We start from the raw sequence: 18,829 nt of genomic DNA, 5'->3' as shown, positions 1-18,829 counted from the left end.
GACGAGTTGACCTAGGAGCTGTTCCCATGGACGACACGGGTTCGCCCGGGCCGAGCACCACCGACGAGCTGCGCGCCGAACTGCTCCGGCGCCGGCTCGCCGGCCGTCCCCGACGTGACCGGCCCCCCGTGGTGACGCCCCGGGCGGATCGCCCAGGGCCGCTGCCGCTGTCCGCGGGGCAACGGCAGATGTGGTTCCACAACCGGCTGAGGCCGGACAGCGACGAGTACCTCGTCACCCTGGCACTGCGGCTCACCGGAACCCTCGACGTGCCGGCACTGCGGCATGCCTGGGACGGTGTACTGGCCCGACACGAGATCCTGCGCACCCGCTACCGGCTGCGGGACGGCTCACCGGAGCAGGTGATCGACCCGGCCACGGCGGGCACGCTCACCCTGGAGGACCTCACCGCGCTCCCCGCCCCGCACCGGGAGTCCACCGTGCTCGAGCGCATCGCGCACGAGGGCGCCCGTCCCATGGACCTGGAGCGGGAATGGCCGGTGCGCGGCACGCTGCTGCGCTGCGCCCCCGAGGAGCACGTACTCGTCCTGATCGTCCACCACATCGCGTGCGACGCCTGGTCCACCGCCGTCTTCGCCCAGGAGCTGGGCGCGTTGTACCGGCACGGCACCTCGGACGGCGATCCGCTGCCGCCCGCGACCCAGTACGCCGACTACGCGCTGTGGGAGCACGAACGGGCCCTGCGGGGCGAGTTCGACGGCCACCTCGCCCACTGGCGGCGCCTGCTCGACGGGCTCACGCCCCTCGATCTGCCCGCCGACCGCAGGCGCCCCGCCGTCCGCGGCGACGACGCGGGCACCGTCACCCGACGGCTTCCGGACCGGACGGCGGCGGCCGTCCGCGAGACGGCGGCACGGGCCGGGACCACACCGTTCGGCGTGCTGCTCACCGCGTTCCAGGCGCTACTCGCCCGGTACACCGGCCGCGACGACATCACCGTCGGCACGGTCTCCTCGCTGCGGGGCCGCCCCGAATGGGCGCGGATGATGGGCTATGGCGTCAACAGCCTTGTCGTCAGGACGCGTTGGGACGGCGACCCGACGTTCGCGAAGCTGCTGGAGAACGTCCGGCAGACCGTCCTGGACGCCTTCGACCACCAGGACGTGCCCTTCCCGCTGCTGGTCGCGGAGCTGGAACCCGACCGGGACCTGTCCCGCACCCCGCTGTTCCAGACCCTGTTCACCCTGCGCCCGCAGACCGTCACCGACTTCGGGCTGCCCGGTGTCGCCTCCGTGCCGGTCCGGCCGCCCCGCGCCCGCGCCCGTTTCGACCTCTCGCTGGTGGTCGACGAGGCCCCGGACGGGGCGTTCACCGCACGCCTGGAGTACGCCACCGAGTTGTTCGACCGGGCCACCGCCGAGCGCATGCTCGCGCAGTACGTCCGGCTGCTGGAGGCGGCCACCGCACACCCGGACGCCCCACTGTCCGCCCTGGACCTGCTCGACGAGGCGGACCGGGCCCGGCTCACCGCCCCGCCCGCCCGGCCGGACACGGACACCCGCCCGATCCACCGGGCCTTCGAGGAGCAGGCGGCCCGCACCCCGGACGCGACCGCCGTGTCCTACGGCCACGAGCGGCTGGCCTACGCGGAACTCAACGCCCGCGCCAACCGCGTCGCCAGGCTGCTGCGTGCGCGGGGAGCGGGGCCCGGCAGCCTGGTGGGAGTCCTGCTGGACCGCGGCACCGATCTGCTGCCGGCGCTGCTCGGCATCCTCAAGTCGGGCGCGGCCTACGTCCCGCTCGACCCCGCGGCGCCCGCCGCCCGGCTGGAGCTGGTCCTCGCCGACACCGGCGCGCCCCTGGTGCTGACCGACAGCGCGCACGGGGAACGGCTCACGGGCCGGTACGCCGGCCTGATCCTCGACCTGGACCGGGAGCGGTCCCGTCTCGAGTCGCTGTCCGCGGCCGACCTCGGGCCTGCCGCCCACCTCGACGACCGCGCCTACGTCATCTACACCTCCGGCTCCACCGGCCGCCCCAAGGGCGTCGAGGTCACCCACCGCAACGTGCGCCGCCTGCTGGCCACGGCCCGTGAACACCTCGCCTTCGACGAGCACGACGTGTGGACGCTGTTCCACAGTCACGCCTTCGACGTGTCGGTCTTCGAGATGTGGGGCGCTCTCCTGCACGGCGGCCGGCTGGTCGTCGTCCCGCTCGACACGGCACGCTCCCCCGACGACCTGATCGACCTGCTGGCCGCGGAGCGGGTCACCGTGCTCTCCCAGACGCCGTCGGCCTTCCGCGGTCCGGTGTCGGCCGCCGCGGACGGCGATCCACGGCTCGGCCGGCTCGCCCTGCGGGCCGTCGTGTGCGCCGGCGAGCAGCTCGGCATACCCGAACTCGGCCCCTGGTTCGACCGGATGGACCCCGACCGCACGTCCGTCCTCAACATGTACGGCATCACCGAGACCACCGTCCACGCCACCTGCCACCGGGTCACCCGCACCGACGTCGACAGCGGCGCCGGGAACCCCGTCGGGCACCCGCTCGCCGACCTCGCCGTCCGGCTGCTCGATCCGCACGGCGCCCCCGTGCCGGCCGGCGTCCCCGGTGAGATCCATGTGAGCGGTCCGGGGGTGGCCCGGGGCTACCTCGGCCGGCCCCGGCTGACGGCGGAGCGCTTCGTGCCCGATCCCTACGGGCCGCCCGGTTCGCGGATGTACCGCAGCGGCGACCTGGCGCGCCACCGCACCGACGGCGTCCTGGAGTTCCTCGGCCGGATCGACGACCAGGTGAAGATCCGCGGCTTCCGCGTCGAGCCCGGAGAGGTCGAGACCGTGCTCGCCGCCCATCCCGCCGTACGCGAGGCCGCCGTCGTCGTACAGGAGGACGGGCCGGGCGGCAAGCGGCTGGTCGGCTATGTCGTGCCCGCCGGACAGGGCGACATCGCGGTGTCCGAGCTGCGCCGGCATCTGCGCGCGGCGCTGCCCGAGTACATGGTGCCCTCGGCCCTGGTGCCGATGAGCGGCCTGCCCCTGACCCCCAACGGCAAGCTCGACAAGCGGGCCCTGCCCGCACCGGACGACGCACCGCACCGGCCGGACACGGACGAGGCCTCGCGCGCGCCGCGAACCGCCGCCGAGCGGGAGTTCGCCGCCGTATGGCGCGAGGTGCTGGGTCTGGAGAGGCTCGGCGTCGAGGACAGCTTCTTCGACCTGGGCGGCGACTCGATCCGCGCGGTGACCCTGGTGGGCGCGCTGCGGGCCGCCGGGTACGACGTGACGATCCGCGATGTCTTCGACCACCGCACGGTCGCCGGGATGTGCGCCGTGGCCGGAACCCGGGCCCCCGCGTCCGCCGGTGCGGCCGTCCTGCCGTTCGAGCTGGTCGGCGCCGAGGACCGGGAGCGGCTCCCGGACGCCCTGGTGGACGCGTATCCGATGACCCGGGCGCAGGTCGGCATGGTCGTCGACATGCTCGGCCACGACCGGCACAACACCTACCAGAACGTCGCCACCACCCGGATGCGGGACACCGGGCCCTTCTCCCTGCCCGCGCTGCACGCGGCCGCCCGGACGGTGACGGCACGCCACGACGTGCTGCGCACCTCCTTCGACCTGCACTCCTGTTCCGTTCCCATGCAACTCGTGCACTCCTCGGCCGACGTGCCGGTCGAGGTACGGGACCTGCGAGGCATCGACGCCGACGCGGTGCGCGCGAGCCTGCACCGGTTCCACGACGAGGACCGGGCCCGGCGATTCGATCTCGCGGTGCCGCCGCTGCTGCGGCTCACCGTCCACCGCACGGACGACGGCTGGTGGTTGTCGGCCTCCGAGTTCCACGGGATCCTGGAGGGCTGGAGCTACCACTCGCTGTTGCGTGAACTGCTCGACTGCTACCGGGACATCCGGGAGTCGGGCGCCCCCGGTCCGTACCGCGCGCCGGGCGTACGCTTCGCCGACTCCGTCGCCGGTGAACTGCGTGCCCTGGACTCGGCGCCGGCCCGCGCGTACTGGACGCGAACCGTCAGCGGCCATCCGGCCTTCGAACTCCCCCCGCACTGGGGCGAGCCGGACCGGCCCCGCGAGGACTTCTGGGTACGGGCACCCTTCGACGACCTGGAGGAGAAGCTGCGCGCGCTGGCCGCGGACGCGGGCGCCTCCCTCAAGAGCGTCCTCGTGGCCGCGCACGGCACGGTGCTGAGCCGGCTCGGCGGCGGACCCCGGTTCACCGGCGGCGTCGTGGTGCACACCCGGCCGGAGACGGTCGGCGCCGACCGGGTCCACGGCATGCACCTCAACACGGTCCCGTTCGTCTTCCGCCGGCCCGCCGGGACCTGGCGCGAGCTGGTCCGCGAGGCCTTCGAACAGGAGGCGGAGCTGTGGCCGTACCGCCAGTTCCCGATGCCCGAGATGCGGGAGGACGCCCAGGGACCCCGGCTGGTGAACGTCGTCCTCAACCACGTCGACTTCGCGCGCCTGGAGAGCGACGCCGTCGACATGGACTCCGTGATGGCGCCCGGCACCACGGAGTTCGACCTGGCCGTCACGACGGTCCGGCGGCACATCGGCCTGAAGACGAACACCACCGTGCTGACCCGTGAGCGCGCGGAGCGGATCGCGCGGCTGTACCGGCGAGTCCTGGAGGCGATGGCCGCGGACCCCGGGGGCGACGCGACGGAGACCTTCCTGGAGGCCGGGGAGGAGGAAGCGGTCCGCCGGACCGGCGGGACGAAGAGCGCGGCGGACGCGCCCTCCGTGCTCGCCCTGTTCGAGTCCCGCGTCGCGTCCTGTCCCGACGCCGCCGCGGTGGTGCGGGGCGTCGAGCGGGTGTCGTACGCCGAACTGGACGCCCGTGCCCGGCGGTTGGCGCACGCGCTGCGGGAGCGGGGCGTGCGCCCCGAGTCGAGGGTGGCGGTGCTGCTGGACCGGGGACCCGACCTGATCGCGGCCCTGCTGGCGGTGTGGAAGGCAGGCGGTGCGTACGTACCGATCGATCCGTCGTACCCCGCGGCGCGGGTGGCGTCGATCGTGGCGGGCTCCGGTGCGGCCGTGGCGGTGACCTCGTCGGCATACGCGGAACGGTTCACGGACACGGACACGGTGGTGACGGACGCGGCTTCTGCCGGCCGATCCGCCGGGCACCCCGCCGGCCGTACCGCCCAGGAGCCCGGACCCGTGCGACACGCGGGCGCCCCCGGCACCCTGGCGTACGTGATCTTCACTTCCGGGTCGACCGGGACTCCCAAGGGCGTGGAGGTGACCCACGGGTCGCTCGCCCACCATGTCGCCTGGGCGGCGCGGGAGTTGGCGTCGCTCGGCGAGGGCGGCGCCCCGCTGTTCTCGTCGGTCGCCTACGACCTGGTCGTCCCCAACCTGTGGGCCCCGCTGGTGAGCGGGCAGCCCGTGCACACGGTCCCGCAGGACACCGGCCCCGCACGGCTGGGGGACGAACTGGCGGCCGGGGCCCCGTACAGCTTCGTCAAGCTCACCCCCGGTCACCTCGGCCTGCTCGCCGAGCAGTTCACCCCCGCGCAGGCAGCCGGTCTGGCCGGGGTCCTGGTGGTCGCGGGTGAGCCCCTGCACGGTTCCGTCGTACGGCGCTGGCGCGAACTCGCCCCGGGCGCCCGCCTCGTCAACGAGTACGGCCCCACCGAGACATGTGTGGGAACGACCGTCCACGAGCTCGCGGACCTCGTGCCGGACGACGATGTCGTGCCGATCGGGAAGCCCCTTCCCGGCGCCACCGTGCACGTGCTCGACGAGAGCCTGCGGCAGGTGCTGCCCGGCGTCCCGGGCGAGCTGTACGCCGGTGGCACGGGCGTGGCCCGCGGTTACACGGGCCGCCCCGGGCTGACCGCCGAGCGGTTCCTGCCGGACCCCTTCGGACCGCCGGGGGCGCGGCTGTACCGCACCGGCGATCTCGTGCGTCAACTGCCCGACGGTACCCTGGAGTTCCTCGGCCGGACCGACGACCAGGTCAAGATCCGCGGCCACCGGGTCGAGCCGGGCGAGGTGCGTGCGGCACTGGCCGGGCACCCCGGGGTGCGGGACGCCTACGTCACCGCGCACGAGGGGGAGCTGGCCGCCTATGTGACGCCGGCGGTCCCCGAGGACCTGACCGCGCATCTGGCACGGCTGCTGCCGGAACACATGGTGCCCGCGACCTTCACCGCGCTGCCGACGCTGCCGCTGACGGCCAACGGCAAGGTCGACCGCACGGCCCTGCCCGCCCCGGCCCGCGCCGGCCGGGCGGACGACGACCACCACGTCGCCCCGCGCACCCCGACCGAGAAGCGTGTCGCACGCATCTGGCGGGATGCCCTCGGCGTCGAACGCGTCGGTGTCCGGGACGGGTTCGTCGGGCTCGGCGGACACTCGCTGAAGCTGATCACCGTGCTGGCCGAGGCCCGGCGCGCCGGCCTGCCCCTGACCCTGCGCATGCTCTACGAGTACGGCACGCTGGAGGAGCTCGCGGCCGCCCTGGACGCGCTGCCCCCGGTGCGGCGAGCGCCCGAGGCGTCGGCTCCCGCCCCGGTACGGGACACGGGCGCCCGGCCTGCCTTCGACGAGGACGACCTCCTCGCGGCCATGGACCGGCACCGGGTGCCGGGCGTGGCAGTGGCACTCCTGCACGACGGTGAGGCGGTCTCGGCGCGGGGGTACGGCGTCACGGCTGCCGACGGTGGACCGGTGACCTGCCGTACGCCGTTCCGGGTGGGCTCCCTCAGCAAACACGTGACGGCGCTGGCGGTCCTCGGCCTGGCCGCGCAGGGGGTGCTCGGGCTGGACTCGGACGTCAACAGGTATCTGACGTCCTGGCGCGTACCGGGCCGGTCGCCCGTGACCATCAGGGACCTCATGAGTCATCGGTCGGGGCTCGGCACGGTCCCGGTCACCCACTACCACCCCGCCGACCCGATCCCCACCCTGCCGCAGCTCCTCGACGGCCTGCCGCCCGCGGACCATCCGCCGGTCCGCGCGGAGTTCCCCGCCGGGCAGGTGTTCCGCAAGAGCGGCGTCAACTTCTCCGTGCTGGAACTCCTGCTCCAGGACGTGACGGGAGAGACCTTCCCCGACCTCGCCGAACGCCTCGTACTCGGCCCCCTGGGCATGACGGACAGCAGCTTCGACCAGTGGTATCCCCAGCGGTCCGCCACCCCCACCGCCACCGGCCACGACGTGCACGGCACCCCGCTGGCCGGCGGCTGGCGCGTCCGTGCGGAGGCAGCCTCGGGCGGACTGTGGTCCAGTGCCCTGGACCTGGCCAAGGTGGCGGCGGAGATCCGTCGGGCCCGGCTGGGCCGGCCCGGCGCCGTGCTCCTGACCAGGCCCCTGGCCCGACAACTCCTCACCGTCACGCACCCCGGCAGCTTCTACGGCCTGGGCACGGTGGTCGACGACACGGGGAGCGGCACGGAGTACGGCCACGGAGGCCGTACGGCGGGATTCCGGGCCGGCGCGTTCACTCGCCTCGACACCGGCACGGGCTTCGTCGTCCTCACCAACGCCGAGTCCGGCCAGGCCCTGGGCACCTTCGTGGCGGACGCCCTCAGACGGCGCGACGGGGACGGGGCCGCCACACGGCAGTGGCCGGGCGACGCAACGCGGCCCGTGGACGACGAGGCCTGATCCCATGGAGTTCCCGAGGGCCGGCCGGAACACGGTCGCCGCACGGCCGCCATCGGCGAATCACGGAACAAGAGCCGCATCAGGCACCCGGTCCCGGTGACCCGCCGTCCGCACGGCGGGTCACCGGAACTTCCTCACCACGTGACCCCCGGCACCCGGAAGCCGTGAACGGACCCTACGGTCCGGTTCGACGCGTTCACGAACGGGGACGGGCTTCCCCTTGATGGTCCGGGACGGTCCGGCGCGGATCCCGTCCGATGGTCCGGCGCGGATCCCGGGGCGACCGAGGCCGCTGGGTCCCGTCCGATGCCGTGCGGCGACCGGACGGACGACGCGCACCGGGAATTCGGCGCGCGGACCGGGAATCCGGTTGCCGGCTGGTGCGCGCGCTCTCGCCGACCGCCCCCGAGCTCACGGCGGCCGGGCCCGAGCTCACGACGGCCGGGCCCGGTGCAGAACGCTGTTCGGGCCTGTTCCGGCGTGAGTTAGGGGCGGCCGACTTCGTAGTGGAGTCCGGCCGATTCCGGTATAGAGCCCGGCCCGTTCCCGTGCGGCGCCCGGGCTGCTCCGGTCCAGTACCCGACTCGCTTCCGTGCGGTGCCCGGCCCGTTCCGGTGTAGCGCCCGGGCTGCTTCGGTGCGGCGCCTGGGGCCGCTTCCGTATGGCACCCGGCCTGCTCCGGTACGTCACCCGGGCCACTCCCGTGCGGCACTCGGCCCGCTCGGGTACGGCGCCCGACTCGCTTCCGTGCGGTGCCCGGCCCACTCCCGTGCCGCGCCCGGGCCGATTCCGTCGTCGTGGCCGGGGCCCGCTCGGCCGGCCCCGGCCCGGTGCAGCGCGACGGCCGGGCCGTCTCTCGGGGCGGCCCGGCCGTCGGTTGCCGCGCCGCCGGTGACGGGGGAGACACCGGTCGGCACGGAGGGGGGCGCCGGACAGACGGGGGGACGGATGTCCGGCGCCGGTTCAGATGGTCATTCGTGTACGCCCGCCAGCTCCACGGCCCTGCGGCGCAGCGACAGCCCGGCGGGTACGACCGCGGACACCACCGCGAGGACCGCACACGCGCCCACCACCGCGCCGAGCGTCGCCCACGGGATCGCGATCGGCGTCCACACCGACAGGATGCCGAGGGCGCCCCACATGCCCAGCAGGTTCAGCCCGGCGACCAGCAGGCCGAGTATTCCGCCCACCGCCACCACCATCAGCGCCTCGGCGCCGACCACGCGCAGCACCTGCCACCGGGTGGCCCCGGCCAGACGCAGCACGGCCAGGTCGCGGATCCGGTCGGACGTGGCCATGACCATGGTGTTGGCCAGCGAGATGCCGGTGTAGAGGAGGGCGATGCCGAGGACGAGCAGGAAGCCGATCCGGGTCGTGCGGTTGGTCTCGGGGTAAGTCGCCCGCACCCACTGCTCCTTGGTGAACACCTCACCGCCGGACGACCCCATCGCCTTGCGCAGCCCCGCTGCCACCGCGGACCGGTCGGCGCCGTCCGCGAGGGCCACGTCGACCCGGTCGACGGGCGCGCCGGCCGCGTTGGCCGGGGTGACGTACACACCGTTGTTGCCCGTGCCGATCGCCATCACCGCGGCGATCTTCAGGGACTTCCTTGTGCCGTCACCGAGCCACACATCCACGCGCTGCCCCACGGAGTGCTTCTCCCACTCCTCGTTGACGATGATCGAATCGTCGTCGAGGTCGCTCACCTTCCCCGCCGTCACGGGCATCCGCACCGTGTCGGCGAGCAGCGCCGGATCGGCCGCACGGGCGTCGGACCTGATGAGGGCGACGCCCTCCTCCAGCACGTACACGGCGCTCGTCGAGGTCGCGGAGACCTCGGCGCCCGGCACCTCGCGCATCCTCTCCACCGCGGCCGCGTCGAAGCCGGCGTCGCCCGCCGGGGAGAGCACGAAGGCGGCGGCCGTCTGGTCGCGCGTCTCGGTCGCCTTGGCCTCGTTCAGCGTCGCGGTGGCGCCGAGCAGCGAGCCCGCGAGCGCCACCGTGACCAGCACGGGCGCCGCGATGGCGGCCGTACGGCGGATACCGGCGGCCGCGTTCTCGCGCACCAGCATGCCGCTGGCGCCGGGCAGCTGGGCGGGCAGCCAGGCGATCAGCCGGGTCAGCGGGCCCACCAGGACCGGGGCGAGCAGCGCGACCGCGGTGATCAGCAGCATCGGGCGGCTCGTGTACGTCTTGCGGTGCAGCAGGTCGCCCGGGTCGCCGAACAGCGCCAGCGCCAGCGTCACCACGGCCGTGACCAGCAGCCCCGCACCGAACAGCCAGCGGCCCCACGTCATCGTCCGCGTGTCAACGGACGCCTCGCGCAGCGCCTCGGTGGGGCCGGTCTTCCCAGCCCGCCAGGACGCGGCCACGACCCCACACAGCGCGACGAACAGGCCCGTCCAGAACGCCATGTGGTAGGGCCAGGTGTGATCGCCGATGGTGAACCAGCTCGGCGCCAGTCCGCCCTCGACCACCCACTCGGCCAGCCACGGCGCCCCGTACGCCCCCAGCACGCAGCCGGCGGCGGAGGCGAGGACGCCGACGACGACGGCCTCGGCGAAGACCATGCGGCGGATCTGGCCCGGCGTCGCCCCGGCGGTGCGCAGCAGCCCGAACTCCCGTTTCCGCTGGGCGACGGCGAAGGCGAAGGTCGACGCCACGACGAACACCGACACGAACCCGGTGACGCCGCCCGCGGTGCCGAACATGGCGTTCATCGCGGTGATCGCCTCGCTGTCCCGGTCGGGATCGGCGTCCGCGAGCCGACGCCGGTCACCGGTGAGCACACTGACGCCGGAACCGGCGTCCACCGCCTTCCGTACGGCATCGGCGCTCGCCTCGACGACGAGCTGCACGCTGTGCGGCGCCAGCTCGGCGGCGCGGGCGTCGGTGTGGAAGACGGCGTCCTCGAAGCCGAGCGAGCCCACCGTGCCGACGACCCGGACGGTACCGAGGTCGGTCCGCACCCGCTCGCCGGGCACGGCCCAGTCCCCGCTGACGACGACCTCGTCGGCCGCCTTCGGGGCGCGCCCGTCGACCAGTTCGTACCGGGCGAAGGCCGCGGTCGACCAGGGGTGGCCCACCAGGTCGTCGGGGCCGCCCCGGGCCCGTACGGCGTAGGACCGGTCCTCGACGACCTTCCCGAGCCGCCGCAGCTTCTCGACGACCGGCGCCGGCACGGCGTTCGGCCGCGCGAGCTTCTGCTTCCGGTCGCCGATCGGCGTCGGCACCCGCAGGGTGTTCACGCCCTTGACCACGACCGGCGCCGCGGCGAACCGCTCCGGCCTGCGGTCGGGCGCGTCCAGCGAGGACGCCAGGGCCAGGCCCATCACGGCGATCAGCGCGACGCCCAGTGAGAGCGCGACGAAGCTGCCGACGAACGTGACCCAGCGCGTGCGCAGTGTGCGCAGAGCGGTGCTCAGCACGGCACGGCCTCCAGCTTGGTCATGCGTGCGGCGATGTCCTCGGCGGACGCCCCGACCAACGCGCCGTTGACCCGCCCGTCGACGAGGAACACGACACGGTCGGCGTACGAGGCGGCCACCGGGTCGTGCGTGACCATGATGATCGTCTGGCCCTCGCCGTCGACCATCCCGCGCAGCAGCGCCAGCACCTCACGGCTGGTCTGCGAGTCGAGCGCACCGGTCGGCTCGTCGCCGAAGAGCACCTCGGGACGGGTGATCAGGGCGCGGGCCAGCGCGACTCGCTGCTGCTGCCCGCCGGACATCTCCGACGGCCGGTGCCGGGCCCTGTCGGCAAGGCCGACCTGCCGCAGCACCTCACGGACCTGCGCCTTGGCGGGGCGGCGGCCGGCCAGGCGCAGCGGCAGCGCCACGTTCTGCTCGGCGGTCAGGGACGGCAGCAGGTTGAACGCCTGGAAGACGAAACCGATGCGCTCGCGGCGCAGCAGGGTCAGCCTCGTCTCGCTCAGCTTCGTCAGCTCGGTGTCGCCCACCGCCACCGAGCCCGACGTGGGCCGGTCGAGGCCCGCGGCGCACTGCAACAGGGTCGACTTGCCGGAACCGGACGGGCCCATGACGGCGGTGAAGGTGCCCCGAGGGAAGGCGAGCGAGACCTGGTCGAGCGCGGTCACGGCCCCCCCGCCCGACCCGTACCGCCTGCTGACGGAGCGCAACTGGATCGCGTCGTTACTCATCTGTCCCAACTCGTTCGGTGTCGGTCCTCCGCGCAACTGGCGGAAGGGATGCTTCGGGAAAAGCGCCGGCAGGGCCATTGTCGGGACGGCCCGGGCACCGGAGCAGGGTCTTCGGATGGCAGGAGACTGCGGTGGCAGGAGGTTGCGCCGACCGCTTCGAGGCCGGGTCATCCGGGGCCGGCGGGCCCCATGATGTAACCGATCACGACGAATGCGGGCGCCCACACCGCACTGCTGAGCACGGACCACAGCAGATAGCGCCGCAGTGGCATCCCGCTCGCCCCGCACAGCATCGGCACCAGCGTGCGCAGCACCGAGGTGAACCGGCCGACGAACACCGCGCCGGCGCCCCGCCGTTCGATCAGGCCGACGGCCTGTTCGGTGTAGCGGCCGCGCCGCGTACCGGCCGGCGCCCGGGCCGACAGCCGGCCCTGCCAGCGCCGCCCCACGGCGTACCCGGCGACATTGCCGAGAACCGATCCGGCGAGCGCGGCCAGCAGAGCCGTCTCGATCGCGATGTGCCCGTGCCAGGCGAACAGCCCGCCGAGCACCACCGCGGCCTGCCCCGGCATCAGCGCGCCGACGATCGGCAGCGCCGCCTCCAGGGCCGGCACCAGCAGCACCAGGGCGACAATCCCCACGCTGCCGTACGCCAGCACTCGCTCCGCCAGCCATGCCGTCATCGGGCCCCCGCCTTCGTCGTCTCCGTGATGACTCCACGAAACCGCGCGGGGGCACCGCGACGCAGTGCGGCAGGACCTAGACCTGGGGTAGAGCCAGGGCTACCCCCGCCACTCGGTTCAACTCGCCCTGGAGAGCGGCCGCGCCTGCTGGGCCACGGCGACCAGACGCGTCAACTCATGGAATCGGTAACGGGGTTCGCCCGCGGTGTCGATGCCGTCCAGCTCCAGCAGCGACCCCTCGACGAGCCGCTCGAGGAACTCCTCGGCCACCTCCTCGGACAGTCCGAGCAGCAGCGCGGCGTCCGACGCGGTCAGCGACTCACCGCCGTACGGAGCGAGCCGGCCGATCAGCTCCCGCTCCCGCGCGGGCCGCCCGCGCAACGCCGAGGCCAGGGTCCGGCCCACGTCGAGCCCGCCCACTCGCAGCTCCTCGAACCGGCACGTGGGGTCGGCCAGCCGCCGGGCCAGCCGGGCCGCGGGCCGGTGCGGGCGGGCGGCGAGCCGGGTGGCGACGGTCCGCAGAGCGAGCGGCAGCCCGGCGCAGGCCTCGACGACCGCGTGCACGGCCTCCGGCTCCGCGGTGATCCGCCCGCCGCCGGCGATCGCCGCCACCAGGGCGAGCGACTCGCCGGTCCCCATCGGCTCCAGCGAGACCGTACGCGAACCGGGCACGGTGGGCAGTCGGTTGCGACTCGTGATCAGCACGGCGGCGTCGGCGGTGGCCGGCAGGAGCGCGTCCAGCTGGAGGTCGCCCGCCGCGTCGTCGAGGACGATCAGCAGCCGACGCCCGGCGGTCCGGGTCCGGTACCGGCGGACCAGGTCGTCGAGCCGCGCCTGCCGCCCGCCGGGGGCCAGCACGTCGTCGGTCTCGCCGAGCGCCCGCAGCAACTGCGTGAGCACCGCCCCGGAATCCTTCACCGTACGGTCGTCGTGATGGAGCCGGGCGTGGAGCAGCCCGTCGGGAAAGTCCCCGGCCACGGCGTGCGCGACCTGCACGGCGAGCGTCGTCTTGCCGACCCCTGCCATCCCGGTGATGACCAGTCGGCGCGCCCGGAAGGCGGAGCGCCGGTGGGCGGGTGCGGGCGCCAACTGGGCGCACAGGTCGGCGAACTCCCGCTCCCGCCCGGTGAAGTCCGCGATGGCGGGCGGGATCATGACGGGCGGCGCGGCCGCTCCGGGAACGGCGGTGGGCCCGGCGGTGGCCCTGGCGGCGAGCCCGGTGGTGGGTCCGGGCGCGGGCCGGGTCAGCCCGCCGCTCAGCACCGCCTGGTACGTGTCCGTCAGATCGGCCCCGGGATCCACGCCGAGCTCCTCGGCGAGCACCTGCCGGCCCTCGTGATAGCTGTGCATCGCCTCGGCCTGCCGCCCGCACCGGTACAGGGCCGTCATCAACTGGGCGCGCAGCCGCTCCCGCACCGGGAACTCGCTGACCAGACCGGTGAGTTCGGACACCAGGCCCTCGTGCCGGCCGAGCGCGAGGTCGGCCTCGATACGGTGCTCCAGGGCGTTGACCCGCGCCTCCTCCAGCCGCGGCAGCTCCGCCTCGGCGAGAAACGGCGTCACATTGGCGAGCGCCGACCCCTGCCACAGGTCGAGGGCGTTGCGCAGGCTCTCGGCCGCCTCCGTGTACCGCTGCTCCTCCAGCGCGCGCTGCCCGAGCCGCTCCAGCCGCTCGAACTCCGCCACGTCGACCAGTGCCCCGTCGGCGATCAGCTGGTAACCGGGCTGCCGACGCACCAGACGCACACCGGGCCCGAGCAGTTTTCGCAGTCTCGATATGTACGTGTATATCTGCGCGCTCATCGTGACCGGCGGGTCCCACCCCCACAGCAGCTCACTCAGCCGCCCGTCACTCACCACCCGGCCGCGAGCGAGGAGCAGCACGGCTAGCACCGTGTGCACCTTGGATCCGGACAGCGCGATGTGGCGCCCTCCGTCTCTCGCCTCCACGGGACCTAGAAGCTGGAATTCCACGTGTGACTCCCCCATGTGTGCGGTTGGGGCCCGCAGGGTCGCGGCCCCGGCCGGATCGGAACGTCGCTCTCCCAGCCATTGTTTGCGCCACCCGTTGGCGGAATTGTGCCTTCGGCCTGGCAGCAGTCTGCGGTGGCAACACCTTGCCGCCGCGTGCCCGTGACCCCGCCGGGGTATGGCCTGCCCTACCGCGGGTCCACCACCTGGACCGATGGCACGACCCCGGCCCCCGCTTCTACCGTGATGCCCATGCACCCTCGGAATGTGTGGCAGGCCATGACCGGGCCCGGCTTCCTGCTGTCGTGGTGGCCGTGGCGTTCGATCGCCTATCTGTTCACCGGCGCGGTGGTCGGCCTCGCGGTACTCGTGTCGATCGTGACCGTGGCGGCGGTGGGCGGGATCCTCGCCGTCGTCCTGGTCGGGCTGCCCCTCCTGGTCGTCACGGCCCTCTCGGGCATTCCGGTCGCCAGGGTGGAGCGGCGCAGGTTGCGCCTGATCGACCTGGACCCGGCACCCGACCAGCACCGGACGCCCCCCGCACCGGGGTTGTGGCCCTGGCTCACGACGCGGCTGCGGGAGCAGACGACCTGGCGGGAGCTGGGGTACGCGCTGCTGTTCGGGGGACTGCTGTGGCCGGTCGACGCTCTCGTGGTCACGGTCGCCCTGCTGTTTCCGCTGTCCATGACGGCCACTCCGCTCCTGATGGCCACGGTCGGCGACGGCACCGAGGCCAAGGTGCTCAAGCAGTGGACGGTCACCAGCTGGCCGGCCGCGTTCGGCGTCGCGGCCCTCGGACTCGTCCTCCTGGGCCTGTGCGCCTACGTCCTGGGGGCCGCAGCGGGCGCACGGGCCGAACTGACCCGCCTCCTGATCGCCTCCCGCGAGGGTGAGCTCGGGGCGAAGGTCGTCGAACTGGCGCGTTCCCGCGTCCGGTTGGTGGACGCCTTCGAAGCGGAGCGGCGGCGCATCGAACGCGATCTGCACGACGGAGCCCAACAACGGCTGGTGGCCCTGTCGGTGACGCTCGGCCTGGCCCGTCTCGACGCTCCGCCGGGACCGCTCGCCGACCAGCTCACCAAGGCGCACGAGCAGGCGGGCAAGGCACTCGCGGAGCTGCGGGAGCTCATCCACGGCGTCCACCCCAAGGTCCTCACGGACTACGGCCTCCAGGAGGCGGTCGCCGACGCCGCCGACCGCTCGGTCGTCCCCGTCGACGTGGATCTGGAACTGCCCGGGCGCCCGCACGAGGCGGTGGAGGCCGCCGCGTACTTCGTGGTGTGCGAGGCCCTCGCCAACGTGGACAAGCACAGCGGGGCGAGCCGTGCGACGGTGAGCGGCGGACACGGCGACGGGCGGCTGTTCCTGGAGGTGCGCGACGACGGGCGGGGCGGCGCGAACACCGATGGCGGCAGCGGGTTGACCGGACTCGCGGACCGGGTGTCCGTACTGGATGGCAGACTGGCCCTGTCCAGTCCGCCGGGCGGACCGACCTTGTTGCGCGTGGAGATCCCTTGCGAGTTGACGGAACGGCCCGATCGCTCCGCGTAGTTCTGGCCGAGGACAGCGTGCTGCTGCGCGACGGGCTCATCGGCCTCCTCACCCGCTGCGGCCACGAGGTGGTGGCGGCCGTCGGCGACGCCGATGCGCTGCTCACCGCGGTCGCCGAGCACGAGCCGGACATCGTGGTGACGGATGTGCGGATGCCTCCGGACTTCCAGGACGAGGGCCTGCACGCCGCCGTGCGGCTGCGAGAGACGCGGCCCGGACTGCCCGTCCTGGTCCTCAGCCAGTACGTCCAGCGAAGCTACGCCTCGGAACTCCTCGACTCGGGCGACGGAACGGGTGTCGGGTATCTGCTCAAGGACCGGGTCGGGCAGGTGGAGGAGTTCGTGGACGCGCTGCACGACGTCGCGGAAGGCGGCACGGTCGTCGACCCCGAGGTGGTGCGCCAGCTGCTGCGCCGCCGCCGTGACCCGCTGGAGCGGCTCACCCCGCGCGAGCGAGAGGTCCTGGCGCTGATCGCGGAGGGCAAGTCGAACGGCGCGATCGCCCGTGAACTGGTGGTGTCCGAGGCGGCCGTCGGCAAGCACATCGGCAGCATCCTCACCAAGCTGGACCTCCCTCCGGCCGACGAGACCCACCGCCGGGTTCTGGCGGTGCTCGCCTTTCTGAGGGCATGACACTCCGTCAGCGGCCGTACGAGCGGCGGAGACAGCGGTAGGAGCGGCGACAGCGGCCGTACGAGCGTACGGCCGGCGATCGCCGTGGGAGCGGAACCCCTTGCGAGCGGAACCCCGTGCGAGCGAACCCCTGTGCGGCGAGTGCGGCCCCCGCAGCGGCTATAGAGACGGCATACATCCGCCGTAACTCCGTAGCGAACGCTGGCGCCGCTTCGACGAACCTCCGTCGGAGCGGCCCGCGCTCTCCACGGAGGACTCCTCATGCGCCGTCGTACCGCAGCCGTGTCCCTGTCCACCGCCACCCTCGCGCTGACTGCCGCCCTGCTGCCCGCCACCCCGGCGTCCGCCGCGCCCGCCGACAAGGCCGCGGTCCTCAGCAGCTGGACCCAGACCGGTGAGACCAGCAACAACGCGTTCCTCGCGGCCCGCGCCAACCAGAGCACCTGGAGCGCGTACGGCTTCGACTGGTCCACCGACCACTGCACGACCTCGCCGGACAACCCCTTCGGCTTCCCGTTCGCCAACGCCTGTGTCCGCCATGACTTCGGCTACCGCAACTACAAGGCGGCCGGCTCCTTCGACGCGAACAAGTCCCGCGTGGACGACGCCTTCTACGCCGATCTCAAGCGCGCCTGCACGGTGTACTCCGGTGTGAAGAAGGCGTCGTGCGACGCGACCGCCTGGACGTACTACCAGGCGGTCGACAAGCTCGGCTGACGTTTCAGAGCGCCTTCGCGAAGCACATGCTCGACTCGTGGAACCGGTAGTGGCCGAACTTCGCGCAGGGCTCGTAACCGCTGGACGTGTACAGACTGACGGCCTCCGGCTGCCTGTCGCCGGTCTCCAGGACCATGCGGATGCGGCCGGCCGCGCGGGCGTCGTCCTCCAGGGCCGCCAGGATGCGGCGGGCGAGCCCGTTGCCCCGGGCCTCCTCGATCACGAACATGCGCTTCAGCTCGGCGTCGCCGTCCGAGTAGCCCTCGTCGTTCTCGTCCTGGGTGCGCCAGGCGCCCGTGGCCACCGGGCGCTCCTGGGCGTCGTACGCCATCAGGTACAGGCCGACCGGCGGCTCGAACATCGACGGGTCGAGCGGGGTGACGTCACCCTCGTCCCCGTAGCGCACGGAGTACTCGGCCTGTACCTCGTCGTTGAGCTTGACGGCGTCGGGGTGGTCGAAGGAGACCCGGCGTATATTCATGCTGGTTATCGTACTTCTATGCGGCGAGTGGGAAGGGCGGCGTGCGGTGCGTCCGCCCTGCCACGCGAAGGGCTCGGCCGGGCGCTGTGCACATCCAGTGTGCCGGTATCGTGCCCGGGTGCTGACTGTGACCTCTGTGAATGTGAACGGGCTCCGGGCCGCCGCCAAGAAGGGCTTCGTGGAGTGGCTGGCGGAGACGTCCGCCGACGTGCTGTGCCTCCAGGAGGTACGGGCCGAGCCCCAGCAGCTCCCGGAGGGCGTACGGCAGCCCGAGGGGTGGCATGTCGTGCACGCGCCCGCGGCCGCCAAGGGGCGGGCCGGTGTCTCCCTCTACACGCGCCGCGAGCCCGACCGCGTCCAGGTCGGCTTCGGATCGGCCGAGTTCGACGGCAGCGGCCGGTACGTCGAGGCCGACCTGCCCGGCGTCACCGTCGCCAGCCTGTACCTGCCCTCCGGTGAGGTCGGCACCGAGCGGCAGGACGAGAAGATCCGGTTCATGGACGAGTTCCTCGCCCACCTGAAGAACCTGCGCGAGCGCGCCGCCGCCGACGGACGCGAGGTCGTCGTCTGCGGCGACTGGAACATCGCCCACCAGCAGGCCGACCTCAAGAACTGGCGCGGCAACCAGAAGAACTCCGGCTTCCTGCCGGAGGAGCGCGCCTGGCTCGACCGCGTCCTCGACGAGACGGACGGCGGGTACGTGGACGTCGTCCGCACCCTCCACCCGGACGTGGAGGGACCGTACTCGTGGTGGTCCTACCGGGGGCGGGCCTTCGACAACGACACCGGCTGGAGGATCGACTACCAGGTCGCCACACCCGGTCTCGCGGCCAAGGCCGTCAAGGGGTTCGTGGAACGGGCGGCCACGCACGACGAGCGGTGGTCCGACCATGCGCCGGTGACTGTTGTGTACGAGTAGTCCTCGCCAAGTAGTCCTTGCCTCCGTGTGACTCCGCGCGACGGCTTCGGGGCGGAGGCGCAGGCTCCGTACGTGGTGGTGCGCCGGGCGCCGGTTTTCGAGCGTGTGTGCGGACAGGTGTGCG

Annotated in this window: 10 protein-coding genes; 5 read left to right on the top strand and 5 right to left on the bottom strand. The window is 73.3% G+C overall.

The genetic code is table 11. The features are described 5' to 3' along the window. The first annotated feature begins 26 nt into the window (after positions 1–26). Entirely contained in the window at positions 27–7,592 is a 7,566-nt protein-coding gene (locus QF035_RS22330; RefSeq protein WP_307522254.1) for a non-ribosomal peptide synthetase, read from the top strand. Between the two features lie 971 nt (positions 7,593–8,563). Here QF035_RS22330 and QF035_RS22325 read toward each other — a convergent pair. The 4 genes from QF035_RS22325 to QF035_RS22310 form a co-directional block, all read right to left on the bottom strand. Continuing rightward, positions 8,564–11,020: an ABC transporter permease gene (locus QF035_RS22325; RefSeq protein ID WP_307522252.1), complete on the bottom strand. Its 2,457-nt coding sequence runs from the start codon at positions 11,018–11,020 to the stop codon at positions 8,564–8,566. Continuing rightward, a complete protein-coding gene (locus QF035_RS22320) occupies positions 11,014–11,751 on the bottom strand; it encodes an ABC transporter ATP-binding protein (RefSeq protein ID WP_307522251.1) in 738 nt (245 codons plus the stop codon). Before QF035_RS22320 ends, QF035_RS22325 begins: the two co-directional genes overlap by 7 nt. 167 nt (positions 11,752–11,918) lie before the next feature. After that, positions 11,919–12,434, bottom strand: coding sequence for a DedA family protein (locus QF035_RS22315; RefSeq protein WP_307522249.1), 516 nt, complete (start codon positions 12,432–12,434; stop codon positions 11,919–11,921). A 117-nt stretch (positions 12,435–12,551) separates the two neighbouring features. Then, positions 12,552–14,408 carry an AfsR/SARP family transcriptional regulator gene (locus QF035_RS22310; RefSeq protein WP_307522248.1) on the bottom strand — a complete coding sequence of 619 codons (1,857 nt, stop codon included), beginning with the start codon at positions 14,406–14,408 and terminating at the stop codon, positions 12,552–12,554. A 276-nt stretch (positions 14,409–14,684) separates the two neighbouring features. Here QF035_RS22310 and QF035_RS22305 point away from each other — a divergent pair, with 276 nt between their 5' ends. The 3 genes from QF035_RS22305 (at position 14,685) to QF035_RS22295 (ending at position 17,305) form a co-directional block, all read left to right on the top strand. Then, the gene (locus QF035_RS22305; protein ID WP_373466974.1) at positions 14,685–15,956 is read left to right on the top strand and encodes a sensor histidine kinase; all 1,272 of its coding nucleotides are present in this window, start codon (positions 14,685–14,687) and stop codon (positions 15,954–15,956) included. Beyond that, positions 15,920–16,588 carry a response regulator transcription factor gene (locus QF035_RS22300; RefSeq protein WP_307522246.1) on the top strand — a complete coding sequence of 223 codons (669 nt, stop codon included), beginning with the start codon at positions 15,920–15,922 and terminating at the stop codon, positions 16,586–16,588. Before QF035_RS22305 ends, QF035_RS22300 begins: the two co-directional genes overlap by 37 nt. 261 nt (positions 16,589–16,849) lie before the next feature. After that, on the top strand, positions 16,850–17,305 hold the full coding sequence (locus tag QF035_RS22295) for a phospholipase (protein WP_307522244.1): 456 nt from the start codon (positions 16,850–16,852) through the stop codon (positions 17,303–17,305). 4 nt (positions 17,306–17,309) lie between these two features. Here the strand turns inward: QF035_RS22295 and QF035_RS22290 are convergent, their stop codons facing one another. Then, positions 17,310–17,786: a GNAT family N-acetyltransferase gene (locus QF035_RS22290; RefSeq protein ID WP_307522243.1), complete on the bottom strand. Its 477-nt coding sequence runs from the start codon at positions 17,784–17,786 to the stop codon at positions 17,310–17,312. A gap of 118 nt (positions 17,787–17,904) precedes the next feature. Between QF035_RS22290 and QF035_RS22285 the strand changes: the two genes are divergently transcribed. Then, a complete protein-coding gene (locus QF035_RS22285) occupies positions 17,905–18,705 on the top strand; it encodes an exodeoxyribonuclease III (RefSeq protein ID WP_307522241.1) in 801 nt (266 codons plus the stop codon). Positions 18,706–18,829: the final 124 nt, after the last annotated feature.

The sequence above is a fragment of the Streptomyces umbrinus genome (genome assembly GCF_030817415.1).
Taxonomy (GTDB): Bacteria; Actinomycetota; Actinomycetes; order Streptomycetales; family Streptomycetaceae; genus Streptomyces; species Streptomyces umbrinus_A.
The sequence above is the reverse complement of the archived record's forward strand: the minus strand, read 5'-3'. Positions and strand labels throughout refer to the sequence as shown.